Annotated in this window: 21 protein-coding genes; 16 read left to right on the forward strand and 5 right to left on the reverse strand. The window is 47.0% G+C overall.

Features of this window, described 5'->3' with window-relative positions:
* The first annotated feature begins 5 nt into the window (after positions 1-5).
* The 4 genes from K9J17_12065 to K9J17_12080 all read left to right on the forward strand — a co-directional run bounded on the left by K9J17_12065 (position 6) and on the right by K9J17_12080 (position 2,312).
* A complete protein-coding gene (locus K9J17_12065) occupies positions 6-227 on the forward strand; it encodes a DUF2795 domain-containing protein (protein MCF8277459.1) in 222 nt (73 codons plus the stop codon).
* A 274-nt stretch (positions 228-501) separates the two neighbouring features.
* The gene (locus tag K9J17_12070; GenBank protein ID MCF8277460.1) at positions 502-1,548 is read left to right on the forward strand and encodes a M42 family metallopeptidase; all 1,047 of its coding nucleotides are present in this window, start codon (positions 502-504) and stop codon (positions 1,546-1,548) included.
* A gap of 175 nt (positions 1,549-1,723) precedes the next feature.
* Positions 1,724-1,912, forward strand: a complete 189-nt coding sequence (locus K9J17_12075) for a type II toxin-antitoxin system HicA family toxin (GenBank protein MCF8277461.1) — start codon at positions 1,724-1,726, stop codon at positions 1,910-1,912.
* Positions 1,913-1,916: 4 nt separating this feature from the next.
* The gene (locus K9J17_12080; protein MCF8277462.1) at positions 1,917-2,312 is read left to right on the forward strand and encodes a type II toxin-antitoxin system HicB family antitoxin; all 396 of its coding nucleotides are present in this window, start codon (positions 1,917-1,919) and stop codon (positions 2,310-2,312) included.
* A gap of 2 nt (positions 2,313-2,314) precedes the next feature.
* Here the strand turns inward: K9J17_12080 and K9J17_12085 are convergent, their stop codons facing one another.
* Both K9J17_12085 and K9J17_12090 read right to left on the reverse strand, forming a co-directional pair.
* On the reverse strand, positions 2,315-3,277 hold the full coding sequence (locus K9J17_12085) for a calcium/sodium antiporter (protein ID MCF8277463.1): 963 nt from the start codon (positions 3,275-3,277) through the stop codon (positions 2,315-2,317).
* A gap of 94 nt (positions 3,278-3,371) precedes the next feature.
* The gene (locus K9J17_12090; protein ID MCF8277464.1) at positions 3,372-4,229 is read right to left on the reverse strand and encodes a lysophospholipid acyltransferase family protein; all 858 of its coding nucleotides are present in this window, start codon (positions 4,227-4,229) and stop codon (positions 3,372-3,374) included.
* A gap of 81 nt (positions 4,230-4,310) precedes the next feature.
* Here K9J17_12090 and K9J17_12095 point away from each other — a divergent pair, with 81 nt between their 5' ends.
* Genes K9J17_12095 through K9J17_12105 form a run of 3 tightly spaced genes read left to right on the forward strand, consistent with a single transcriptional unit; the run spans position 4,311 to position 8,420 of the window.
* On the forward strand, positions 4,311-5,540 hold the full coding sequence (locus K9J17_12095; GenBank protein MCF8277465.1) for a hypothetical protein: 1,230 nt from the start codon (positions 4,311-4,313) through the stop codon (positions 5,538-5,540).
* A 40-nt stretch (positions 5,541-5,580) separates the two neighbouring features.
* The gene (locus K9J17_12100) at positions 5,581-7,071 is read left to right on the forward strand and encodes a GH3 auxin-responsive promoter family protein (GenBank protein ID MCF8277466.1); all 1,491 of its coding nucleotides are present in this window, start codon (positions 5,581-5,583) and stop codon (positions 7,069-7,071) included.
* Positions 7,068-8,420: an FAD-dependent oxidoreductase gene (locus K9J17_12105; protein MCF8277467.1), complete on the forward strand. Its 1,353-nt coding sequence runs from the start codon at positions 7,068-7,070 to the stop codon at positions 8,418-8,420. Before K9J17_12100 ends, K9J17_12105 begins: the two co-directional genes overlap by 4 nt.
* A gap of 2 nt (positions 8,421-8,422) precedes the next feature.
* Here the strand turns inward: K9J17_12105 and K9J17_12110 are convergent, their stop codons facing one another.
* Positions 8,423-9,406: a T9SS type A sorting domain-containing protein gene (locus tag K9J17_12110; GenBank protein ID MCF8277468.1), complete on the reverse strand. Its 984-nt coding sequence runs from the start codon at positions 9,404-9,406 to the stop codon at positions 8,423-8,425.
* A gap of 50 nt (positions 9,407-9,456) precedes the next feature.
* Positions 9,457-10,383: a hypothetical protein gene (locus tag K9J17_12115; GenBank protein MCF8277469.1), complete on the reverse strand. Its 927-nt coding sequence runs from the start codon at positions 10,381-10,383 to the stop codon at positions 9,457-9,459.
* A 13-nt stretch (positions 10,384-10,396) separates the two neighbouring features.
* On the opposite strand from K9J17_12115, the gene K9J17_12120 reads away from it, so the two are divergent.
* The 6 genes from K9J17_12120 (at position 10,397) to K9J17_12145 (ending at position 17,363) form a co-directional block, all read left to right on the forward strand.
* A complete protein-coding gene (locus tag K9J17_12120) occupies positions 10,397-11,791 on the forward strand; it encodes a family 1 glycosylhydrolase (GenBank protein ID MCF8277470.1) in 1,395 nt (464 codons plus the stop codon).
* Positions 11,792-11,837: 46 nt separating this feature from the next.
* Positions 11,838-12,530, forward strand: coding sequence for a DUF4386 domain-containing protein (locus K9J17_12125; GenBank protein MCF8277471.1), 693 nt, complete (start codon positions 11,838-11,840; stop codon positions 12,528-12,530).
* A gap of 3 nt (positions 12,531-12,533) precedes the next feature.
* Positions 12,534-13,853 (forward strand): alpha/beta hydrolase, encoded by a 1,320-nt coding sequence (locus K9J17_12130; GenBank protein MCF8277472.1) that lies wholly within the window; start codon positions 12,534-12,536, stop codon positions 13,851-13,853.
* Between the two features lie 44 nt (positions 13,854-13,897).
* A complete protein-coding gene (locus K9J17_12135) occupies positions 13,898-15,076 on the forward strand; it encodes a 1-deoxy-D-xylulose-5-phosphate reductoisomerase (GenBank protein MCF8277473.1) in 1,179 nt (392 codons plus the stop codon).
* Between the two features lie 146 nt (positions 15,077-15,222).
* Positions 15,223-16,545, forward strand: coding sequence for an RIP metalloprotease RseP (gene rseP / locus K9J17_12140; protein MCF8277474.1), 1,323 nt, complete (start codon positions 15,223-15,225; stop codon positions 16,543-16,545).
* A 2-nt stretch (positions 16,546-16,547) separates the two neighbouring features.
* Positions 16,548-17,363, forward strand: a complete 816-nt coding sequence (locus tag K9J17_12145; protein ID MCF8277475.1) for a hypothetical protein — start codon at positions 16,548-16,550, stop codon at positions 17,361-17,363.
* Positions 17,364-17,415: 52 nt separating this feature from the next.
* Here K9J17_12145 and K9J17_12150 read toward each other — a convergent pair whose 3' ends face one another.
* Positions 17,416-18,639, reverse strand: a complete 1,224-nt coding sequence (locus K9J17_12150) for a hypothetical protein (protein MCF8277476.1) — start codon at positions 18,637-18,639, stop codon at positions 17,416-17,418.
* Positions 18,640-18,779: 140 nt separating this feature from the next.
* Between K9J17_12150 and K9J17_12155 the strand changes: the two genes are divergently transcribed.
* From K9J17_12155 to K9J17_12165, 3 genes are all read left to right on the forward strand, one after another.
* Positions 18,780-21,629, forward strand: coding sequence for a histidine kinase (locus K9J17_12155; GenBank protein ID MCF8277477.1), 2,850 nt, complete (start codon positions 18,780-18,782; stop codon positions 21,627-21,629).
* 66 nt (positions 21,630-21,695) lie between these two features.
* Positions 21,696-22,406: a LytTR family DNA-binding domain-containing protein gene (locus tag K9J17_12160; GenBank protein MCF8277478.1), complete on the forward strand. Its 711-nt coding sequence runs from the start codon at positions 21,696-21,698 to the stop codon at positions 22,404-22,406.
* Between the two features lie 98 nt (positions 22,407-22,504).
* Positions 22,505-24,904 (forward strand): T9SS type A sorting domain-containing protein, encoded by a 2,400-nt coding sequence (locus tag K9J17_12165; protein ID MCF8277479.1) that lies wholly within the window; start codon positions 22,505-22,507, stop codon positions 24,902-24,904.
* Positions 24,905-24,925 lie beyond the last annotated feature (21 nt).

Consider the following 24,925-nt stretch of genomic DNA (forward strand, 5'->3'; position numbering starts at 1 on the left):
TCACAATGTATTGGACACTAGAATTAGCATCACGTCTCGAAGACGCACCTTGGCCAGCCACAAAGGACGAGCTGATTGACTTCGCAATGCGATCTGGCGCACCGATGGAGGTGGTCGAGAACCTGCAAGAAATTGAAGATGATGGCGAAGTATTCGAAAGCATCGAAGACATCTGGCCAGATTATCCAACCAAAGACGACTTCTTCTTCAACGAAGACGAGTATTAAACTCCACGAACACCTTTTTCGAAGAGCGATTCCTTAAACGGGGTCGCTTTTTTTGTGCCTCGTTCAAAGGCAATACCAACACCTTCGAAACGTTCCGAGCTTCAAACTTCACATTATTTCCCTTTTCCTTTGGGCGTTCCCCCGATAAAAATCGGGGTCGGGCTGTACGCTTTATCCCCGAAAAAATCGGGGGATGCCGCTTCCATCCCTAACGCAGGCGCGTTAACGAAACCACAGAGCTTTTCCTAGATTTGACCTTCCTAAAAACAAGCTTATGCCTCTAGATATTAAATTGATGGCCGAAATCTGCGAAGTAGCAGGCGCGCCAGGTTACGAAAAACGAATCCGCGACATCGTACTCAGAGAAGTCACACCATTGGTTGACGAAGTTTCGGTCGATAATCTCGGAAACGTAACCGCCATCAAACGCGGAAAAGACCGTAAGAAAGTGATGATCGGTGCACACATGGACGAGATCAGTTTCATGGTAACACACATAGAAGATGGCGGATTTCTGCGTTTTCATACACTCGGAGGCTTCGACCCGAAAACCTTGACAGCCCAACGCGTGATTGTTCACGGAAAGAAAGACCTGATCGGTGTAATGGGCTCAAAACCTATTCATGTGATGACGGTGGAAGAGCGCGCTAAGCTTCCGAAGACAACCGATTTCTTCATCGACATGGGAATGTCGAAGGAAGAAGTAGAGAAATACGTTTCGGTTGGTGATGTGATCACGCGTGAACGAAAACTCATTGAAATGGGCAATTGCGTCAACTGCAAAAGCATCGACAACCGCATTTCCGTTTTCATTCTTATTGAAGCTTTACGAACCTTGGGCGATGTGCCGTACGATGTGTACGGAGTATTTACCGTTCAGGAAGAGGTCGGTATTCGTGGTGCGCAGGTTTCTGCTTTGCAACATCAACCCGATTTCGGCTTCGGACTCGACACAACCATTGCATACGATGTTCCTGGAGCGCAAGCACACGAGAAAATCACAGAGCTTGGAAAAGGCACCGCCATCAAGATCATGGACGCATCTACCATTTGCGATTACCGCATGGTTGAATTCATGAAAAAAACGGCTGATAAGCACAAAATTCAGTGGCAACCAGAAGTGCTTACCGCTGGCGGAACAGACACAGCGGCCATTCAGCGCTACAGTGCTGGTGGAGCAATTTCAGGAGCAATTTCCATCCCAACGCGCCACATTCATCAAGTAATTGAGATGGCCGATAAAGGCGATATCGAAAAGAGTATTCTCCTACTTCAAAAGTGTTTGGAGGAATTGGATTCGTTTGATTGGGGGCATAGGTAAATGAAATGGCTAAAAAGTTTGGGGCGAGTCAGTTTGGTTGCTTTGCTGATTTTTGTTCTCATAATAATTCTGCTCCTTATTTGGAACAGTGATTATGTTCTTTCATTGATTCCTAGTTGGAATACAACCATTTCCTGACAATTCAAAATGTAAATAATTATTTACCTTTGTTATTATGAAAAGTTCACAGCTTTTACGGATTCTGAGGAAGGACGGATGGTATCCTGTTTCGCAAAAGGGTTCTCATGTAAAGCTGAAACATGACACAAAAAGTGGCATCATCATCTTTCCAAACCATGGCAGTCAGGAAATGGGAAAAGGATTGGAAAAGAAGATCTTGAAAGATGCTGGAATAACAATCTAAGACAATGGCAAAGAAGAAAATCGCATTCACCGTTGAGAAAACAGACACAGGCTTTTCTGCCTATTCCAATGATTTTCCGATATACACATCAGGAAAAAACATTACGGAGTTGATGAGCAATGCCTTGGAAGCCACTCAACTGCATTTTGAAGAAGAAACGCTTGAGGTAAAACAGGATAATCTCCGATTTGAGTTCGACCTCCAGCAGTTTTTCCAATACTATAAAGTGCTTAACGCAAAGTTTTTAGCCGAAAAGATCGGAATGAATGCAAGCTTACTTTCTCAATATGTGCAAGGGCATAAAAAGCCATCACCAAAGCAGACAGAAAAAATACTGAACGGAATTCACCAGATTGGTCAGGAATTGTCCGGGATCAACCTGTTCTCAAAGGCTTCATAGGACTACTTCCCACTCATCGTCAACCAACTGATATACGCCATATAGGCCAATAGCAGCAAGCCGCCTTGCCACTTCTGAATCGTGTGCCGCTTTCCAATAAAAAGTAGTGCAAACAAGAGTGCACTGCAGCCGATGTTCGTAAGAATACTGAAGTTGTCTTCAGGGTTGAAATCCATTGGGCTGATAACTGCCGAAAGCCCAAGCACCCAGAAAATGTTGAAAATGTTAGAGCCGATTACATTGCCAATGGCCAGATCGGTGTTGCCTTTGCGGACTGCTACCACGCTCGTTGCCAGTTCTGGAAGTGACGTTCCAACCGCAACCACCGTCAGCCCAACAAATGATTCGGAGTATCCGAAAAGGTAGGCCAAGGACACGGCACCATCAACAATCCACTGACCGCCAACTACCAATCCCGTCAATCCTACCAACATCAACACGGCAGATTTCCAAAGGGGTCGGTCGTCATCTGCTTCTGGGATTTCATCCGTCAGATTATTTTTTCCAAGCCGTATCGTGTAGAATAGGAACAAGAAGAATAGCGCGATGAGCACAAGGCCGTCAGCCCTAGAAATAATATCAATCTCTGAACCTCCAGATATCTGGTCATTCACCAGAAAACCAAGAATCAGCGCGGCAAAAAGGCTGAATGGAATCTCTCTCCAAACCGTATTGGTCTGAACCGTCAGGTTACGGATCATGGCCGCCACACCAAGAATGAGAAGAATATTGGCGATGTTGCTACCAACGATATTACCAATGGCCAGCCCATTGTTTCCTTTTACCGAGGCAATGATATTCACTGCCAGTTCGGGTGCAGAAGTTCCAAATGCAACAACGGTCAGACCGATAACAATCTCAGGAATACGGAACTTACGGGCAATATCTGCCGCACCATCAATAAGCCAATCGGCCCCTTTTATCAGCAATACAAACCCAACAGCAAATAGGAAATAAACCAGCATGCGGCAAAGATATATTTAGGATTGATGTGGGAAGAGTCGAGCCCTGAGGTTCTCGAAGGGCATTGGACTTGCTTCCCTGTACACTTCGAGAGCCTCAGCCTACGCTTCTTGCGTGCTTCCACCTATTGTGGCTCCACAGCCAATTCTCTGGCTGCCGCGAAATACTTTCTTCTAAAAACCGAACATAGGCCTCCGTTATTTCTCCTTCGGAAGTCTCACTTCCATCTTCAAATGCCAGTTGAGAAACGCTTTTGTAATGACCGCGCTTCACGCGAATCATTTCATCAAAAACCACCGCATGACCTTTCCTTCTGGCAAGGATTTCCAAGCCTTTGTGAAATGGCACTTCGCGACCGAAAAATTCAGTCCAATATGCACGTCTTCTGTCTGATGGATTCTGGTCGGCCAAGAAAACCGTCATGCTTGGTTTTTCAGAATCGGTCATCATTCCTTTCAGGTCGTTCGCAGGAATCAATTCGGTTCCGAATTTCAGTCGGTAATCATTCACCAAACGTTCCATCGCCTTGTTGTTAACCATCATGTAAATAATGCGGACGTGAAACTGTGTGTGCTGGTTCAGAATCCAATTTCCCCATTCCCAATTGAACTGATGTGAAGTGGCCTGAAGCACGTGCCTTCCTTCAGAAAACAGTTTATCGTAAACACTTGTATCGACTTCAAATCGTTCTGAGATCTCTTCGGGCGTAGCCTTGAACAACTTGATGGTTTCCAGCACTTGGTCGCAGAAATTCTTGTAAAACTGAATATTGATCTCGTTGATTTCCTCCACCGACTTGTCTGGGAAAGCGGCTTCCAAGTTTCGCCAAACCATTTTCCTCCGATACCAGACCACATGATAAAGCAGGAAGAAGAAAAAATCTGACAGCACGTACAGCACCCACCAAGGCAGGCTAGCAATTCCGCCCAAGAAGAATTTCAGAAAACCGTACATGCTGCAAAGATGGTAACTGAACTCCAATCATAATATAACAGCCTCATTAGCGTATATTTAACCATGTTTCGCAGAATTGGAATGTCTCTCTTGCTCTCGTGGATCTGCTTGAACGCCTACGCACAACTGCCTCATCCCAACGATACCTTGGAGAATGGCAAAAAAGTGCCCTTCAATCAGTTGCTTGGCAGATTTTCGGTGTTTAATGATCTCGGAGGTGCAGCATTCTATTACTCGCTCAACGTTGGTTACAGCTTCATCAAAACCGACCTTATCACTACAGATTTTACGATTGGCGCTAATCGTATTCAATATGGCAAGTATCATTGGAAAGAAGGCGTTGTGAATTCCTTTTTCATCCCCATTGGAATCAGCGCATACTTCGGAAGAAGGAGCAGTCGATTCAACATGCGACTTGGATATAGTCCTCAAGTTTATTCTGAATTGCTAAGCACCAACAAACAAGGTAATTGTTTTGATTGCTATCCAATCGAGCACAACTTCTTCTTATCGTTGGGGTACACTTACCAAAACCCATCTGGCTTTTTCCTTGGAGTAAATGCCAACCTATTGCTTAGCGTCTGGTCGGCAGATCAGCAAGAATTCTATCCGGGAAAAGTAGGCTACCAACCTTGGCCAGGTTTAGTTTTAGGTTACCGCCTACCCAGCAAACAGCAACATCGCGAATGGACCGAACGCTCCTTCAAAAAACGAGTGCTGAGATTGGAACAACCGGAGGAAAGGAAGAATAGAAAAGCTGAGGATGAATTTGACGAAGCCTTTTACAACGACAAACCGCTGGAAGTCGACTCCAACGACACGCATGAAATCGAAGCGCAACTTGCCAAACTCAAAAAACGCCACGAGCGATACCTGCTACAAGAAGCACGATTGAACGGTAGAAGTCTGATTTATGCGGAATTTTTCGGGGCAACGGGCATTGCTTCTGTCAATTACACGTACACGCATCCCATTTCAAAGTCGAATATTTTCATGATGGAATATCGTGGTGGTTTTGGAGCCGATCGTCACAATTTGCAATTACCCTTGCATGTGGGTTTTAAAGCCATGAAGAATTACCGTGGCACTGGTGTTTTTCTGGGCGTGGAACCACAATATGACCCAAAAACCGGCAAGTTCGGTGTCGTATATTTTCTTGAACACAATGTCGAATTCCATTTTGCCTACGGACTAACCGGTGGCGTGGCGTTCTATCTTTTCTACGATCCGACACAGTACAAATACTACGAAAAAGTGGCTCCATATGGAGGCTTTTTCCTCGGCTATCGCCTTCCACAGATGAAGAACTGACCCTTTTCATTTTCCCCTTTTTCGTTATTCCTTTACATCCATGGGAATCCGCTCCTTCTTCGCCAAACCACTTGCCGCTTGGACAGCTCGCCAAACAAAGGCGTGGAGCAGTCGACCTGAGGAAACGCAGCGCAAGGTTTTCTCCGATTTGATCTCCAAAGCGAAAGACACGGCTTTCGGACAAAAGCACGATTTCTTGAGAGTTCGCACGCATGCAGATTTTGTGGCGCGCGTTCCCATTCGCGATTATGAGGAATTGAAATCGTATTTCGACCGAACGGCTTCGGGCGAGGAAAACGTTCTTTGGCCGGGCAAACCGCTTTATCTGGCCAAAACCAGCGGAACGACTTCGGGCGCCAAGTACATTCCGATCACACGCGACAGCATTCCGAACCACATCAACGGAGCAAAGAATGCTTTGCTCAGCTACATCCACGAAACGGGCAATGCCTCCTTTGTCGATGGCAAGCTCATTTTCCTTTCTGGTTCGCCCGAGTTGGAAAAGAAAAATGGCATTCACGTGGGCCGACTTTCAGGTATCAGCAATCATTTTGTGCCCGGTTATTTGCGCACCAACCAGATGCCGAGCTATGAGACCAATTGCATTGACGACTGGGAAACCAAGGTGGAAACGGTAGTGGATGAAACCTTGAACGAACGAATGACCCTCATTTCTGGCATTCCGAGTTGGGTGCAGATGTATTTCGATAAGATCCATGAGCGGACAGGGAAGCAGATCAAAGATGTATTTCCCGACTTCTCCCTTTTCGTTTACGGAGGCGTGAACTTCGAGCCGTACCGAGCAAAAATGGAAGCCACCATCGGGAAGAAGATTGACAGCATTGAGTTGTTTCCCGCTTCTGAAGGCTTCTTCGCGTATCAAGATTCGCAGACCGAAAAAGGTATGTTGCTCATTCTGAATGCGGGCATTTTCTACGAATTCGTTCCTGCCGATGAAATTCACAATGAGAATCCCACGCGATTGACCATCGGCCAAGTGGAATTGGGCAAAAACTATGCGCTCATTGTCAGCAACAACGCGGGGCTTTGGGGCTACAGTATTGGCGACATGGTGCAGTTCGTGAGCAAAGAGCCCTACCGCGTCATCGTTTCGGGGCGTGTCAAGCATTTCACCTCTGCCTTTGGCGAACACGTCATTGCCAAAGAGGTAGAGACAGCATTGCATGCGTCTCTTGCTGCGCACGGTGGTGAGGTCATCGATTTTCACGTAGCGCCACAGGTCAATCCACAGGATGGTCTGCCCTACCACGAATGGTTCATCAGCTTTGCCAAACGACCGGAGAACATAGAGGCATTTGCCGCCACCATCGACCGCGAAATGCAAGAGCAAAACATCTATTACAAGGATCTCATCACAGGAAATATTCTGCGGCCCGCAGTAATTACCGAAGTGGCGGAAGATGCCTTCATCAACTATGCTCGTTCACAGGGTAAGCTGGGCGGGCAGTTCAAATTGCCTCGCTTGGCGAACGACAGAAAGGTGGCGGATCAGTTAGTTTCGAAAGAATGAAAAGACGTTCCTTCATTAAACAATCCGCGCTTGGCGCATCGGCTGGAATACTATTCCCGCATCTCCTTTCGGGATGCAAAAAGGATGAATTGGGGGACTTCCCCGAAGGGTTTAAAATCATCGTGGTTGGTGCCGGAGCTGCCGGTCTTTACGCGGCCAAAAAGATGAAGGAACACGGTGCCGAAGTGGTCATTTTGGAGGCCTCTAACCGCATTGGAGGCCGCATTCGAAAGAACGATGATTTTGCTGATTTCCCCATCGACCTTGGTGCTGAGTGGATACACGGGAAGAAATCATTGAGCCATCAATTGGCTACGGATGCAGGATTTGATTTTTTCGAGGATGAAGGTGAAGAAGCTTTTTGGGTCAATGGCCAGATCAACGCCAATTACAGCTCAGCCATCCTCGAAAATATTGTTGGCATTTTGGATGGTGATGTGGCTTACAACGGTCCTGACATAAGCGTTCTGCAATATGCGCAGCAGCAAGGCATTTCAAATTCCGACCTTGGAATTCTCGAATATATTGCGGGTGAATTCGGCACTTCGGCCGATCGGCTAAGTTTACTTTACACGCAACGAGAAGAAGAAGCCTGGTCATCTGGCAACAAGGATTTCAAGTTCAAACGCAGCTATTTCGACCTGATCAATGAAGTGGTTGCGGCTTCGGTGATTGATGATGTGATGCTCAATTCGCCAGTAACGCAAGTCGATTATTCGGGCGATAAAGCGATTGTAACGATTGCCAATGGCGATACATTCGAAGCGGACCGCATTCTCATAACCGCTTCGGTGGCTGTATTGAAAACTGGCAGTATAGGTTTCACTCCTGCCCTTCCGCAATCCAAACTGCATGCTATTCAAAGCATCGGGATGGATGCAGGCATGAAAGTCTTGCTCAAATTCAATCAGAATTTCTGGAACGGTACGAGTTTGATAGGTGCCGAAAATTCGCCTGTTTATTGGAATGCGAGCTATGGGAAAAACGGTTCAGATCTAGTGCTTTCTGCCTTCGTGATGGGAGAAAAGGCGGAAACATTAAGTGCTTTGGGACAGGGAGCTATTTCGTTGCTCCTCTCTGAGTTGGACGCCATTTACAACGGTCAGGCTACTAGTTCCTTTGTTGATGGACTTATCCAAGATTGGTCGCAGGAACCTTACATCCGAGGCGCCTATTCGTACAGCTCGCTTGGTATAGGAAACCAACGTTCCGTTCTAGCGGAAAGCGTGAACAACCGCGTCCATTTTGCCGGAGAAGCAACCGCAACCAATGGCCATTTTCAGACCGTGCAAGGCGCGTTGGAAAGTGGCGAACGGGAGTTTTTGGCGATGCTGGAGTCTGTGCAATAGCCCTATCTGACCACCAATTTCTTCGTCAACTGTCCTTTCTCAGAATTTATTTGAATAGAATAAATTCCCGCTGACAATCCATCTCTGAAATCGGGCAAAGAGGTCTGAGAAGAAACGCTTTGCAATTGTCTGATCCAAACTACACGACCACTCGCGTCAAATACCGAAACGCTCACATCGCCATCCAGCCCGGTGAGCATCAAATTCGCTCCTTCGTTAAGCGGGTTTGGATAGATTGAAACGGGATTTCCTGTCCATTCTTGAATGCCAACGTTTGAGGAGTTGGCGTCAATAAAGTTGATGCATTCCAACATTTCCTGTGTGAAAGTGGAATACTCCATCGTGTGAGCAACACCCGGTATTGGATTGAAGAGATACGGAAATCCAGCACCGATCAACCCATTGTTACTGTTCAGAAGATTGGTCTGAACAATAGAAACGAAGTCGACTGTGCCGCTGCAAAGACACACAGGTGGAATTTCCTGCGGGTTACTCAGGTCGGGCGATGAAAAGAACCCGGGCGAATGCCAAATGAAGCCTTTCATTCTGTGGGTAGGTTCTCCAAAAACGTACTGTGCCGCCACATCGCTTCCTGCAGAATATCCCGTAATGTAAATCTGATTGGTGTCGATATTGAACCAAGCCATCACGCTATCATAGGCCAGATTGAGCACAATCTCGCTGCGTGGTTGGTCTTGCAGATACGGGTCTGGGCAGACCACCACGGCATTCAAACTATCGCCCAATGGCGAGAGATAATTACGGATGTCGTTGCTATTATTCGGGTTACCCAATCCATGAAACCCTAAAATCATTTTGCTCGGAGATGAAGCATTGTAGGAGCTCGGAACATGGAAATAAATATCCAAGCTATCGCCACTCAGAAGTGGGTCTACGGTGGCAATGGTTATCGTGAAATCCCCTGTCTGTTGGGCCAAAAGGCAATAGCTCTGGAATGCCAGAATGATTGTGAAAAGATGTTTCATGTAGAAATTGTCTGGGTCGAATTTAGCGGATCTGAACAAAGGCGCTCTGCTCACCAACGCAATTGGCATCTAATTGCCATTGAGATGCCTCCATCACTATCGGTGGTCAGCAGCAATTGCACCACTTCGTCTGACGATTCCTGTTCAATGGCCACCGATTCCACCTTCAGTGGAGTTCCTTCGTGTTCAATTTGAATGAATTGATAGCTCTTGGTCTGATGTAGCTGGTCGAGCGGAACCCAGCCGATGAAACTGCCCAGCACCTTTCCATCGTAATAGGCGTTATTAGTAGCTTCCACCGAACTCGTCACGATCAAACGCCCCGTCAGCGGGCTTACCGTTGCGCCAGAGAACCCTGACGACACACCTCCGAGACTGGGAAGTTGAATGACACGTCCGTCCACATGTGGCATTGGCCCATTCTGTTCCAGATAATGGATGAATGCCGCATGGTCGAACGCAAAAATCACGGGTTCCCGCCTATTGAAAAGCAGCATCTTCCCGTCATGGAAGGCTACCGCCTCAATGTTCAATTCGCTGTGCTCCATGGCGGGTGATGCCTTCAACCCTGCATAGAATTCGGTGATTGCATAGGTTGTGATCTTCGGGCTTTCATTCAGGTCAACCCTTATGAACACATCGCGTTGTGGCGAACGCGAGCCTGACCCGAACACCACGATCTCGTTGCTGTTAATCAGTTCCATCGCCTCCAGATCGGCCTTCCGCGATTTCTTGATGCGGCCATTCTTGATATCATCTGCTTCCGAAAGGCGAAACTGCCGCACGGATATCAGCGATGCATCCAGTTCGTGCAGAAATGGCGAGTCGTCACCAATCGCATAGCGAAGATCTCCGTGCACAACGATGCCCGATGCGCTGGGCACGCTTTCGAGCGGAATCTGTTCAAGAATGGTCAGTTGCATGGAAAAATCGGTCAGGCAAAGAACGTGTTTCGGGTCGGTCAATACCACAAACACTTATTTTCGGTGGATGAAAACCACCGTCCGCATCCTAGCCGTTCTAGCACTTCTCTATTTCATCCCCACCGCCTACCTCAACTACACCGAACCCGTGGAGCATTGGGATTGGGATGAGATCGACCTCAACGACATCTCCTTTCCGAAGGATTTCATTTGGGGCGTAGCCTCTGCGGCCCATCAGGTCGAGGGGAATCACACCACCAACAACTGGGCAGATTGGGAGAATACATCGTTTCCTGATGGAAAGCCACATATCGCCCGTGGCGAAAAGTGCGGCATCGCCTGCGACCACTGGAACCGCTATCCTGAAGACATCAAACTGATGCAGGAATTGGGCGTTTCTAGCTATCGCTTTTCGGTTTCATGGAGCAAGATCATGCCCGAAGAAGGCGTGGTAGACGCATCTGCCATTCAGCATTATTCAGATATGGTCGATAGCCTTTTGGCTGCTGGAATTGAGCCAATGATCACGCTTCACCATTTCTGCCACCCGATGTGGTTTGAAGAAAAAGGTGGTTTCGAAAAAGAAGAGAACATTGCTGATTTTGTTGAGTTCTCTAAGCACATATTTCTCCCGTTAAAGGACCGCGTTACGTATTGGTGCACACTCAACGAACCTGCGGTTTTTGTCATCGCTGCCTACTTCGATGGGCACTTTCCTCCAGGGAAACAAGACCCGAAATTGGCCGCTGAGGTGTTGAAAAACATGTACCTGGCGCACGTTAAGGTTTATGAGAATTTAAAGCATTTTGAAGGAGGCGAGCGCGCCCAGATCGGCATTGTGAAGAACATGCACCAGATCGACCCAATGAACGATTGGAACCTCTTCGACCGACTGCTTTCGCGAACGGTGAACAAGGGCTTCAACGGCTCGTTCATTTCCACTTTTACCACAGGCGTCTACAAATTCAGCTTCCCAACCTTGGTTGATCTGGAAGCCGAAGTTCCCAATGCGCCCTACTCACTTGATTTCGTTGGGCTGAACTATTACAGCCACAACGCCATGGATTTCTCGCTCAATTTGGATGAAGCACTGAAGACAAGAATGTATCCAGGCGAGAAGGAAACCGACATGGATTACACCATGTATCCCGAAGGATTTTACCGTGCCATCAAGGAAATTTCCGTGCTCAATAAACCCATCATCATCACCGAAAATGGCGTGGCCGATGCCGATGACCATCTCCGTGGCGAATTCATCAAAAAATATCTCTACGCGGTTTCAAAAGCGATAAAAGATGGCTACGATGTGCGCGGATTTCACTATTGGTCTTTGATGGACAACTTTGAGTGGGACCTTGGTTATGACGAACGTTTCGGGCTGTACGATGTCGATTTTAAAACACAGAAACGTACGCTTCGCGAAGGTTCGAAAGAGTATCAACGTATTGTGAAGTCAAATTGAAATTTGCGGGAATTCTATAAATTCGGTTGACCAATAACCGATTGTAATGAACACAAATGCACAACTTCAAAAACTGGCAGGAGTGTCGGCCATTGTTGGCGGCCTGATGATCCTTGTCTTCGCCATCTCTTCGGAAACCAAGGGAATATTCTTTGTCCCCGAAATATATTCTGGTGAACCTATTGACCGATGGCTGCAGAATATTTCAGACAACCCATCCTTCGTTAAATGGATAATGTTCTTGCCGATGATCGGATTTTCGAGCATGCTTTTATTCGGTGCATCCCTTTATCAATTGATTGATGGCCGGAAATGGCAAAAAACCTTGGCATTGGCGTCCTATACAATTGGGGTGGCTGCCGTGGTTTCGGCATTTGCATCACATCACAGCCTACTTAACTATGTAAGCGGATTGCTGGAGGCTGGGGAAATGTCCTTTTTTGACATTGAAAAATTGATCGGTTCGGAAGTTTTCAGATGGAACTTGTTCAACGACCTCATCGGCCCTCTATTCATAATTGTTCTTGGAACTGGGTTCATGTCGCTGGCCGCCTTGCGTTCGGGTCTTTTGCCAAAGTGGCTCTGCTTTTGGGCCTTCATCGTCTCCACACTTTTGTTCTTTTCATTATTGTCGGCATTCATTCCTGGTATTGAAATCCTCGGAAATGCGGCACCATTTCATATGCTTTGGCTGGTAGTTACCGGCATTTATCTTCTTCGTCTAAAGCCTCAATCTTAGATTGTGAGAGCTCTACAGATTAACGCTAGAGTTGCCGTTGTTTGCGTGATCCTTGCGCTGAATGCCGGCTTCTGCTTCTCCCAATCTCAGCACTGTTTGGCTGACCGCTATTCGCAGGACGCCCTTTTCGATAGCACCGATATTCAAGTAAGCGAGGGCGTTCATTTTGCGACTTCCATGCGTTGGCCAAGTTCAGTGATGGACAGTCTTCGGATGGATATTTACATGCCTGATCAAGGCATCGATCCAGCAGAAAAACGCCCGCTGATCGTCATGACGCATGGCGGAGCATTCTTGGCTGGAGACCGAACAGACATGGCGCCTTACGCCATGGAAATGGCCAGACGCGGCTTCGTCACAGCCACCATTTCCTACCGTTTGGGTTGGGAATGTGCAGCCACAGATGTTTTCGGACCGTGTATCAGTTGCCAATCGGAAGCATGGCGATTGAAGGCCGCAGTTTACCGAGCCGTTCAGGACAACCGCGCAGCTACCCGCTATTTGGTTCATCACGCAAATGACCTTGGAATTGACACGGCTTTCGTCTTTCTGCAAGGCGAAAGTGCTGGTTCCATCACTTCGCTGCATGCTGCTTTTTGGGATCAAACCGAAGCAGAAACCTTCTGCTCCACATGTTTGGATGAACTCGGTCTGCTCGATACCGCTGGAAACAATCTCACGGAAACCTTCACCATCAAAAGCGTGATCAACAATTGTGGCGGCCTCGCAAACGTGAACCAAGGCGTAATGGACGGGCAGAACATTCCTGTCATCGGATTTCATACCGAGTGGGATTGCGTGGTGCCGTACCAAAGCGGACCGGTGCTCAACTGTGCTCCAGCCAATTGTGGTGCCTTCTTTTGGGTAACGGGTTCAGATTATATCCGAGCGAGGCTGAACCAGAATGGCATTTGCTCTAATATGAACCGCAGGTTGGCCAATCTCAATCACTGCGATTATCCGTTCGGTGCCATTATCGGGAAATCAAGCTGTTTTCTGAAAAACATTCTTTGCGATAACTGCAGTTCATCCGTCACCGACCAGATCTGGAACATTCCCGATTGCTCGGCTGGTGGAACCATTTCCGTTGAGGAAACTGAGAAAGAAGACCTTGTAACCATCATCGGAAATCGATTGCTTTTCAATCACCCAGAGAAAATCCGTTCTGTCAAGATCTATGATGTTTCGATGCGGTTGATCTCAGTTGTTCATGTAAGCGGTTCATCCGAAGTTCAACTTCCTTCTTCGCTGCGCGGATGCATGTTTGTGAAAATCGATGCGGAGAATGGTCCTTCGGAAGTCAAAAAATGGTGCAATTTCTAAGTCTTGTCCATGCTACCAATTGAGGTACTTTTGCAGCCTTCGAAATGAAGGAAAGCGACAACGATAAAAAGCACATTGCCATTCTGGGCTCCACGGGTTCTATTGGAACGCAGGCCCTCGAAGTGCTGGAAGCCAATCCGAATGCGTTTGAGCTGGAAGTGCTGACCGCACATTCGAGTGGTGACCTACTGATTGAGCAAGCGCTGAAATTCAAACCAAATTGCGTGGTCATCGGTGATGAGACGCAATTCAAGAAAGTTCAAGATGCGCTGTTCGATGAAGGCGTCAAAGTTTTCGCTGGCGCAGATAGTTTAGCGCAAGTCGTTCAGATGGAGGAAATCGACATGGTGCTTACTGCACTGGTCGGTTATGCAGGATTGAGACCAACCTTGGCTGCCATCGAGGCTGGAAAACACATCGCGCTAGCAAACAAGGAAACGCTGGTTGTGGCTGGCGAAATCGTAACTGAACTCGCGAAGCAGAAAGGCGTGAACATCTATCCCGTGGATAGTGAGCATTCGGCCATTTTTCAGTGTTTGGTAGGTGAGTTCCACAACCCGATAGAGAAGATCTATTTGACTGCTTCTGGCGGGCCATTCCGTGGACAGAACCGCGAACAATTGGCTTCGGTAACCAAAGCTCAGGCTTTGAAGCACCCGAATTGGGACATGGGCGCTAAGATCACCATCGACAGCGCCAGCATGATGAACAAGGGTTTGGAGGTGATTGAGGCCAAATGGCTTTTCAACCTGAAACCCGAGCAGATCGATGTGATCGTTCATCCGCAGAGCATCATTCACAGCATCGTTCAGTTTGAGGATGGAAGCATGAAAGCGCAAATGGGTTTGCCCGACATGAAACTGCCTATTCAGTTCGCGCTCGGTTATCCGAACCGATTGAAATCTGATTTTCCGCGCTTCAATTTCCTGAACTATCCGCAGCTCACATTCGAGCAGCCCGACAGCCAAACGTTCCGTAACCTTGCGTTGGCCTTCGAAGCCATGAAAATGGGTGGAAATATGCCTTGTATTCTCAATGCAGCCAACGAAATTGCGGTGGATGCCTTCCTGAAAGACAAGGTGAGTTTCCTCGGAATGTCGGACGTTATAGAACAAAGCATGCAGCGCGTGGCTTTCATAAAAAAACCTAATTACAACGACTACGTGGCAACAGATGCGGAAACGCGCTTGTTTGCTTCGCAACTAATGAAGAATTATGAATGAGAAATTAATAATCGCTCGTCATGCTGAACTTGTTTCAGCATCCGAAACCTTGGTAAAACAGACCCTGAAACAAGTTCAGGGTGACGCGAACTGCCGAGTTTCTGCCCCAATTCATAATTGTTAATTCCTAATTTTTAATTCCCAAAATGGACATCTTAATTCAAGCTTCTCAGTTCTTTCTGAGCCTTTCCATCCTCATAGTGCTGCACGAATTCGGGCACTTTGCAGCGGCCAAGTCCTTCGGGATGCGCGTGGAGAGTTTCTACCTCTTCTTCAACCCGTATTTCTCCCTTTTCAAGAAGAAAATTGGCGATACCGTTTACGGAATTGGCTGGGTGCCGCTCGGTGGCTACGTGAAAATTGCAGGCATGATCGATGAGAGCATGGACAAGGAGCAGATGGCCAAGCCTGCCGAACCATGGGAATTCCGCTCAAAGCCAGCTTGGCAACGACTGATCGTGATGATTGGTGGTGTAACGGTAAATGTGATCTTGGCCGCGTTGATCTATTGGATGGTGCTCTTCGTGTATGGCGAAACCTACCTACCGACCAAGAACGTGAAGTATGGCATCATGTGCGATAGTCTGGCGCTTGAAATGGGTCTTCAGAATGGCGATAAGATCATTTCGTTGGATGGAAACGAGGTGGAGAATTTCTCGAAAGTGGGAATGGAGATCATTCTGAATGAGGTGAAAACCATTCAGGTGGAGCGAAATGGCGAAATGGTTGATGTTCAAATTCCTGAAGGAATGATGAGTGAATTGATCAAATCACCTGGCTTGATCTCGGTTCGAATTCCGTTCTACGTAGAGAAATTTACGCCAGCCTCGGTGGCCGAAGAAGCGGGATTTGAAAAGGGTGACCAAATTGTCGGGTTGAATGACAGCACCATCATCTATTTCGATGCCTTCAAAACTGCTTTGCAGGAATTCAAAGGACAGGAAGTAAACGTAAATGTGCTGCGCGAGGGCGAAGCAAAAACCATTGCCGTTTCAGTTCCTGAGGATGGACTTTTGGGCGTTTATCCAAAAGGAGATCTGAGCGAATTCTTCGAATTGGAAGAAATCAAATACGGCTTCTTCGAAAGCTTCCCGAAAGGAATTGAGAAAGCCAGTCAGACCTTGGTGAATTACGTGAAGCAGTTGAAATTGCTCTTCTCTCCCAAGAACAAGGGCTACGAGAGTTTGGGTGGGTTCTTGACCATTGGAAGCATTTTCACAACCACGTGGGATTGGCATCACTTCTGGAACATCACCGCCTTTTTGAGCATCCTTTTGGCGGTAATGAACATCCTACCAATTCCCGCTTTGGATGGAGGGCATGTCATGTTCCTATTGTATGAAATGATCACGGGCCGACCAGCCAACGAAAAAGTGCTTGAAGTGGCGCAATACATTGGGATGATCCTGTTGTTCTCGCTGCTGCTTTTCGCGAACGGAAACGATATTTACAAGCACTTCTTCAAGTAAACATGCTGCGTCTGAGGTTCTTCCTTTTTCTCCTATTGCCATTATTCTCAATGGCCCAGGCCGAATTGGATAGCACAGAAAAGACGAAGGTTCTCATCATTCCTTTCGAGGAAAAGCTGTTCTATTGCGACATCATGCGCGATTTGACCGAGGTGAACCAACTAAGCAAATCAGAGATCTATCATCGCTTCAGAAATGAGGTTCAATTGAGTTTGAAAGATGCGTTGAAAGACAGCATGGAAACGGCTTCTTTCCATTCGTCAGACAGCTTGACGCAGGATGAATTGGTGAATATTTATGAAGTACTTGGCTATGATTTTCTTCCAGTTCCCGTGGTGGAGGAAAAAGGCGAAAATGGAAAAAAGAAAAAGGTGCAAACGCCCGCTCCGAAGCGCGAAGTTGGTGTTCGAAATGGAGAAGTGGTTGCCGAACGTCAGGTGGTGGAACGCTATATGAGCGCAAAGCTGAAAAGTGTGGATGTCTTAAGGCAACTTCATTCTACCTACGGCTTCAATCGCTTTATTTTCATCAATCAGATGGATGTGAAAATGGACCTTTCAGACCCTGAAATGGCTTTCATTGACCCAAAGCGTGTGGTGGCCATCCATTACTCAGTGATGGATAAAGATGGAAAACCGATCTCGGGCGGATTGGCTTCAGAACAGTTTCTAGGAACGGAAAGCAACATCAATCATATTGTAGGAAGCACACTATACAAGCTTTCGGCCACGGTTCTTGGTTCGCTAATTAAAGCTGAGCAGAAGGGAGAAGAGGCTGAAGAAAAGAGCAAGCCAAAATCTAAGACGAAGCCAGAATAAAAAAGCACCGACCAGTTTTGGTCGGGGCTTTCTTGTTCCTGTCGTTAAAATATTAAAGAAGCTCCGCTTTCTGCTTAGCTGTTCCAGCCGTGGAACGTGTTCCTGTTCCATACAGGTAAACAATTCCGCCTACGTCATTGCCAGTTGGATTTCCGTTGAAAGAAAATTTAGGAGATGTGTAAATCCGCAGGTTACCTTCTGTTCTTGTTAACTGCATTGGCAATTCCGCAACCAAAGGAGCCGGCCCTTCGCTTGTGGTGAAAACGTAGTTCACATTTTTAACCCAATCACCAACATCGGCAATGGCTATTTCCAACTGCCACTGTTCTCCAAAAGATGTGCTACCTAATCGTGAACCTAGAATCACTGGTTCATCGCTCAAAGTAGATGTAACAGTGCCATCTTCGTTCTGTGTAAGGTCGTACTTAGCCAGTATCTGTGCGTTGGTTTCTCCAGCGATGAAATCCACATCATAGTTGCCACTACCATGAAGGTAAACCGCTCCATCGAAGTAAGCACTTGACCCTGCGCCTCCTCTTCCTGGGCCAGCCCAACGCGAAAGGCCAAGGTTCGTGTTGTCATGGGTTTTTTCCAAATAGCTCGGTTCAGGATAAACCGCATAGGTCGGGTCATCTGGGTTCGGGTAAAAAGGATTCGGAACGAATTTTATCTGAGCCACTTCTTGTGCCGGGTCGTCAGCAATGATCAACCTGATTTCATGGGAGCTATCAAAATTGGTAACGGACCGTGTTCTGAGTCGCGCAACTTTCGGTGCCTGCTCCACCGTTCTTCCCGAAGGATAAAGGAACATCTGAAGATCAAGTGTCTCCCCTTCCCATTTTTCAACATAGGTGCCGGCATCAATTGAAACATCAACGATGGAAAAATGATCGGTCTGCCCGAATAGGAACTTATTTCTTTCCGAACGGTAGATCTTTGAGTTTCCAACCTGTGAGAGTTCCGCTTCCACGACCACCGTTTCTTCCGTAGCGTTTCCATCTGGGTCTTCTCCACCCATGATGGTGTAAGTAACTCTTCCCTGTGGCCTACAGTTCTCGGGAAGAACTCCGATTCCCCTGAACTGTACCATCATCCGTCCCTGATTCTCATTGAACCAGATCTCCGGAATGCCTTCAGGATTTCCGAAACGCGCCTGTCCGTTGGTGGGTGTTGCTACACTGCTCACGCCTTCGGCAGCATTCTCTGTAAGTTCTTCTTTGCTGCATCCAGCAAGTAAAAGTGCTGCTGCGGCAAGTGTTAAAAATGAAGTTTTCATGTGTTTTCTCATTAGATTGAACTCAAAACTACCATCTGCCTAGGCCTCATTTCTTGTTCATCCCACGAATGGTCGATATGACTTCACGAATGGTCAACCGATCGGCCAACAGCATAGACGTAATTCCGTTCTTTGAAGTCTTGAAAAGGCTCACACTCTTCATTTTACTGCTCACTCCGTTCTTTACTTGGGCGCAGCATCCATCTTATTGGGTGCTCAACCACGAGCAAGGTCTGCCATCGCTTAAGGTTTATGATCTGATGGAGGATAGCCTTGATGTGGTTTGGGCGGGCACTTCAGAAGGGTTGGTTCATTATGACGGATTGTGGCTTCAAACGCTGAGAACAGAAACAGCACGCTCGCAAGACAGAAGTATGCTGCAAATGGGACCAAATGGTCAGGTTTGGTCCATGAACTTTGCTGGCGAGCTTTTTCTGTCGAGTTATGAATCGATGGAACAGCATCAGATTCCGGAAGATCTGCCAACCAGCAAGGTGAGTTACCTAGAGCGAATAGGTGATGAACTGTTCTTTATGACGCGCAATGAAATCTTGAAAAGTGACCTTTTGGGTAACGACTTTTCGTTGCTCCGTAAAGCTGCGGAGAACACTTCATTCTACGGATTGGCAGCTCCGAATTTTGCGCTTACTGCAAAAGGTCTCATTGATCTCCCTTCAGGAAATCGGTTAGCAGAGAAGGAGGAAGCCGCTTCTACCCTCTGTTCTTCCAACGGCAAAATCTATCAATACTATTACATCACTGGAACGGTGCTGGGATTGAATGCTGAAGGCTCCGACACCATTGTCAAAAACCTGAGGCGAAGCGAAGGGCCAACTCCACTTATCACAGGCGTGAGGAACACCTCTGCCGGTACGTGGATTCTGACCTACGATGGCGCTTATTTGGTTGAAAGCGCTTCGTGGCTTTTCCCATCAACACCCGTTTCGGATGTAATTGAGACCAAAGATGGTGCACACTGGTTTTCTACCCTTACCGATGGGATCGCAGTGGTGCCAGATCTGGGCTTGCAGCGCTATGGCAAAGAACCCGATGCTTTGCCTACACAGCGTTTCAACCGTGTGCGAAAACTGCCGAACGGAAACGTGGTGGCCACTGACAATAACGGAATGGCGTTGCTCATTCATCCCGAAAAAGGACTTCTTGCCTCTTTCAAATCGGAGTTTACCAGAGAAAGCGAAGTCCTTGCCATAGACACGGTCAACAATCGGATTTTGGCGGCCTTCGGAGACCTCTACTTGCTGGACGGAAACACGCTGAAACAACTCGACAAATTCTCTGGAAACGTGAAAAGCATTACGCTTTGGGGAGGGAATATTTCCATTGTGGATGCAACCAACCTCTATGCTTTCACTTATGATGGAAACCGATTCGGAGATAAACTTGATGTTTTTGATGTTGAACAAGCAGTGTATCAGAATGCAATTGATAGGGACGGACGGCAGTGGTTGCTCACGGCCACGGGCGCACTGGTAAATGGTTCTGCGTTCGTTGTTCCTAATTCAACCACCACATTTCGCCCAAGTTTGATGGCAACAGCTGCTGACGGCCGAGTTTATCTGACAAATAGAAAAGACAGCATTGCGGTTGCCGATAATGGTGCGTTCAACCATTGGTTGGCCATTCCTGGAATAATGCGCCAAAGCGGCACCATTCGCAGCATCTATGCTTCGCCTTCTCATTTGTTCGTGCTGCTTTCCAACGCCCTTCTCATTCATGATCTGAAAACTGAAAACTGGCAGCGGATTGGTCAAAGCGAAGGACTGCCATCTACCGACCTGAAAGATGTGGTGGCAGACAACAACCGTGCTTGGCTGGCCACCTTTAACGGGCTGTATTCCATCCCGCTATCGCAGAATGAAATCCAATTATCGCCAACGGTACAATTGCGCACGTTAAAAGTAAACGGTCAGGTAATTCCACTTTCGCCTAACCTTGAACTTCAGCACAACCAGAACGATATTGAGCTGATCCTTAGAGGAATTTCTACCAAAAGTCGCGGCCGCATTCAGTTTGCGTACAAACTCAACGGTTTGATGAATGATTTTGAGGTGAACGAGAACGGAGCGGTGATCCGATTTCGAGCACTTGCACCGGGCAGCTACAATTTGGAGGTTTTTGCGCTGGATGTGAACGGTATTCCAAGCGAAAAGCACCTTCAATTGTCGTTCGTCATTCAAAAACCATGGTATGCCACGTGGCCGTTTTTATTGTTGGTTGCGCTTGTGTTGGTGGCAACGGTCAGCACTGTTTTCTTGTTCCGCATCCGATACATCAACAATCGAAACTCGCAGGAATTGGAACGAAGCCGTCTGATGGAAGACCTCCGCGCTTCGCAAATGACTGCACTGCGAGCACAGATGAACCCACATTTCATGTTCAATGTGCTCAACTCCATTCAAGGATTGTTCACCATTGGTAAGACCGAAAAGGCAAACGAAGTGATGAGTCGGTTCTCCGACCTGATGCGTTCCATACTGGATGTGCGCGACCAGAACACCATCGGATTGGACAAGGAACTGGAAATGATCGGGCTCTATCTTGAGTTGGAAGCCGTGCGATTTGGCGATGAGTTCACATATCAACTCAAGGTTGATGCAGACATCGACCCGAAAAAAGTGGAAGTGCCATCATTGCTCATTCAGCCATACGTAGAAAATGCAGTGAAACACGGGCTGTTGCATCGGAAGGGAAACAAGAATCTGTCTGTTTCGCTCGTACTGATGGAAAACGCAACCATGCTGGAAGTGCGCATTGACGACAATGGAATTGGGCGCGAAAAAGCAGGCGAACTTCGGTCGGAAAAACACAAATCCTTTGCCACACAGGCAACTTCATCTCGGCTCGATCTGCTAAACGTGGAGAACGCGCACAAGATCGGTGTTGAGATCATCGATAAGAAAGACGGAGCAGGTAACGCCAACGGAACCTTGGTCATTCTGCGGATTCCGCTCACAGCAAAAGTCAGTTGATGGAATGAGAACGACCATTCGTATAAATTCTGCAGCGCGAAATCCGTTGTCTGTTAGTTTCGCCAAATGAGACCACTCCAAGTTGGCATCATTGAAGATGAGTTTTTAGCGCGCGAAACGCTAAAAGCTTTCCTCGAACGCCATTGCGAAAGCGTTGAGGTTCTGTTTATGGCAGGCGATCTTGAATCGGGTGTGAATGCCATTCGAGCACATCAGCCAGAAGCCATTTTCCTCGATATTGAAATGCCCGGCCATAGCGGCATGGAAGTGCGGAATCTTTTAGGCGAAACCACAGAGCCCCTTATTGTTTTTACAACGGCCTATGCCAATTACGCGGTCGATGCTTTTGGGTTGGAAGCGGTTGATTACCTACTCAAACCTATTGATATTGTAAAACTTAGGAGAGCGGTTGACCGTCTTCGCGAACGGACAAAAAAACAGGCCAAACTGAGCGATGGGAGCATCACCATTCCAACCACAAATGGGCAGTTGCTTGTAAAGACCGACAACATTCTTTTCCTAAAAGCCGATGGTTCTTACACCGAGGTTCACACCAATGCGGAGCGGCATCTTGTAAGCCGCAAACTCATTGAAATGGAAGAGTTGCTCGACCCCGAACAATTCCTCCGTGTACACCGAAGTTATGTGGTAAACGTGAGTAAGATGATTGAATTTGTGCGGCAAGCAAACAGCAGCCTGAAAATGGAAAATGGAACCATCATTCCTGTTTCTAGAAGCAATAAGGAACTGGTCAGAGGTCTTTTTCAAAGTAATTGATACCATTCATAGATCAGTAACGACCACTGGTGTAATGGTGCTTGCTTACTGAATTTGACTTGAAGAGTTTTGGCCATTCACACCCAAAATTCAACTACATGAAAAAGATTTTACTCACCCTTGGCGTTGGCGCTTTTTTATCTGCTGCCGTAGCACAAGACATCACATCCAATCTCGAAGCTTACGTCTCGTTTGATGGAGGAGATGCGATTATCGATGCAGGAAATGCACAGTATGCTGGCATCATAAACGGTGCTACCCCAGCAGACGACAGAAACGGAAACGCCAATTCAGCCATGTATTTGGATGGCAATGATTGGATTGACTTCGGAAATTATGCCGATTACCAATTCGGATACGATAGCTTCACCATTACCTGCTGGATGAAAGGGCATTTGAGTGGTTCTAGTGCAGGCTATGTAATCGGAAAACGTGGTTTTACAAACGGTGTTGACCGTGTATATGCTCTCACTTACAACTATACTAACGGAGGGCAAGCGTTTGGCTATTTCCGTGATAATAACGGATTGGCAACCACCTATCCAACAGCCAATGTGTTGGCCAACGAATGGCACCATGTGGCAATGGTTGTTGACCGAAGCAACGGTGCTATTGGCTTCTATATCGATGGAGCCTTTGTTTCTGGTGAACTATTGAGCGGAGGATTCATGGGACTTGACGCCAACGGAACCTCTTACGGAAACCTCGTGATGGGCCGCTCTTCCAATGGCGACCAATATTTTAAAGGATGGATTGACGAAGTGCGCATTTACAGAAGAGCGCTTACTGCGCTGGATCTTACATTATTGGCCGATCCTCCAACCATCGACCTAACCAGTAACCTGAAGATAGACCTTCCATTCTGTGATGGGCAAGTGGTGGATGAGACCACGCTTCATGACATGAGCACGCAGTTTGACGGCACATATGCCACAACCGACCGTAACGGCACAACTGATGCTGCGCGGGCGTTCTCAACAGGAAGCCAAAGTTATGTACAGCTTCCTCATGACCTGATTGCCAGCACCGATTTCACCATTGCGCTTTGGTATTATTACGTAGAATCTCCACTTACCGAATATCCTAGACTGGTTGATCTAAGCAAGCAGCTCAACTCGAACAATGATGCCATCATCCTTTATGCATCCGTTTCGGGCGCCAACGTTCCTTACTTATCTATGTGGAATGCAAGCGGAATACAACAGGTTTCGATGTATGCAGGTGGCACAACTTCCATAAACGAGTGGACTCATTTGGTTGTAACCAAGGTTGGAAGCCTTTACAGCATTTACATGAATGGTCAACTCACATCGTCTGCAAGCAACCCCTTCGTTCCGGCAAACGTGAATCGTATCGTGTCTAAATTGGGGAAAAGTGCTTACACAAGCGAGCCTGAATTGTTCCTTGGTTCAATAGATGATTTCAAAGTGTGGCAACGCGGCCTGACTGCAGATGAAGTTGATGCACTGTATAACGAGACCGATCCATGCGTTCCAGTTGTTCCGTGCGATGTTTATATCCCAGATGCAGTATTCAAACAAGCACTGGTCAATAACTCAACGATTAACACCAATCAAGACACAGAAATTCAGTGTTCAGAAGCTGCTGCATATTCAGGTTATATTGGTTTAAATAGCTTGGCCATTACGGATTTGACTGGCTTAGAAGCGTTTACCTCACTAACTCAGCTTGATATTGGTTATACCAGTGTTCCATCCTTCGACATTACCGCAAACACGGCTCTAACTTATTTCGATTGCTCAGGAATTGGGTTTTCAGGCGCAACATTGACATTTGATGCAGCCAATGCAGCGTTGCAAACTGTGTTTGCAGAAAGCAATCAACTGGCTGGCTTGGATGTAAGTGCGCTTCCAAACCTTTACTACTTGAAATGTGGTTACAATAACACGTTGGCAAATCTAGATTTGAGCCAAAATCCTGCTTTGGAAATCCTAGCAGTTGATAACAATTTTCTGACCGATTTAGATTTGAGCAACAACCCGCTGCTAACAGATCTTTCTTGTACTTATAACGCAATTGTAGCGTTAGACCTATCGGCCAATTCAAACCTCTTAACGATAGGTGTTTCAAACAATGCGCTGACCTACCTGAATGTGGCCAATGGAAACAATACCAATGTCACGTTTTACAACTCATTCAATAACCCGAACTTGGGATGTATTCAGGTGGATGATGTGGCCTATAGCAACGCCAATTGGACGAATGTGAGTTCATGGTCAACCTTCAACACGTATTGTACACCACCAATTACTGTTGGTATAGATGAACAAGAACCGACCACGCTTAACATCTACCCAAATCCGACCAAAAGCGAACTATTCTTCTCTGAAGCCATTGCTGGCGAGGTGTTAGACATAACCGGAAAGACCTTGATCCAATTCCCTATGACAAGAACACTTGATTTGAGCCAATTGGCCGATGGTGTTTACCTCATTCGCACCGCAAGCGGAACGGTAAATCGCATTGTGAAGAATTGAAAATAATGATGGTGGGTTTGA

Source organism: Flavobacteriales bacterium (assembly GCA_021739695.1).
Taxonomy (GTDB): Bacteria; Bacteroidota; Bacteroidia; order UBA10329; family UBA10329; genus UBA10329.

Excerpts from the sequence above, each read along its gene's own strand:
- K9J17_12065 (MCF8277459.1), top strand. The coding sequence starts at position 6 with ATGTATTGGACACTAGAATTAGCATCACGTCTCGAAGACGCACCTTGG.
- K9J17_12070 (MCF8277460.1), top strand. The coding sequence starts at position 502 with ATGCCTCTAGATATTAAATTGATGGCCGAAATCTGCGAAGTAGCAGGC.
- K9J17_12075 (MCF8277461.1), top strand. The coding sequence starts at position 1,724 with ATGAAAAGTTCACAGCTTTTACGGATTCTGAGGAAGGACGGATGGTAT.
- K9J17_12080 (MCF8277462.1), top strand. The coding sequence starts at position 1,917 with ATGGCAAAGAAGAAAATCGCATTCACCGTTGAGAAAACAGACACAGGC.
- K9J17_12085 (MCF8277463.1), bottom strand. The coding sequence starts at position 3,277 with ATGCTGGTTTATTTCCTATTTGCTGTTGGGTTTGTATTGCTGATAAAA.
- K9J17_12090 (MCF8277464.1), bottom strand. The coding sequence starts at position 4,229 with ATGTACGGTTTTCTGAAATTCTTCTTGGGCGGAATTGCTAGCCTGCCT.
- K9J17_12095 (MCF8277465.1), top strand. The coding sequence starts at position 4,311 with ATGTCTCTCTTGCTCTCGTGGATCTGCTTGAACGCCTACGCACAACTG.
- K9J17_12100 (MCF8277466.1), top strand. The coding sequence starts at position 5,581 with ATGGGAATCCGCTCCTTCTTCGCCAAACCACTTGCCGCTTGGACAGCT.
- K9J17_12105 (MCF8277467.1), top strand. The coding sequence starts at position 7,068 with ATGAAAAGACGTTCCTTCATTAAACAATCCGCGCTTGGCGCATCGGCT.
- K9J17_12110 (MCF8277468.1), bottom strand. The coding sequence starts at position 9,406 with ATGAAACATCTTTTCACAATCATTCTGGCATTCCAGAGCTATTGCCTT.
- K9J17_12120 (MCF8277470.1), top strand. The coding sequence starts at position 10,397 with ATGAAAACCACCGTCCGCATCCTAGCCGTTCTAGCACTTCTCTATTTC.
- K9J17_12125 (MCF8277471.1), top strand. The coding sequence starts at position 11,838 with ATGAACACAAATGCACAACTTCAAAAACTGGCAGGAGTGTCGGCCATT.
- K9J17_12135 (MCF8277473.1), top strand. The coding sequence starts at position 13,898 with ATGAAGGAAAGCGACAACGATAAAAAGCACATTGCCATTCTGGGCTCC.
- rseP (MCF8277474.1), top strand. The coding sequence starts at position 15,223 with ATGGACATCTTAATTCAAGCTTCTCAGTTCTTTCTGAGCCTTTCCATC.
- K9J17_12145 (MCF8277475.1), top strand. The coding sequence starts at position 16,548 with ATGCTGCGTCTGAGGTTCTTCCTTTTTCTCCTATTGCCATTATTCTCA.
- K9J17_12150 (MCF8277476.1), bottom strand. The coding sequence starts at position 18,639 with ATGAAAACTTCATTTTTAACACTTGCCGCAGCAGCACTTTTACTTGCT.
- K9J17_12160 (MCF8277478.1), top strand. The coding sequence starts at position 21,696 with ATGAGACCACTCCAAGTTGGCATCATTGAAGATGAGTTTTTAGCGCGC.
- K9J17_12165 (MCF8277479.1), top strand. The coding sequence starts at position 22,505 with ATGAAAAAGATTTTACTCACCCTTGGCGTTGGCGCTTTTTTATCTGCT.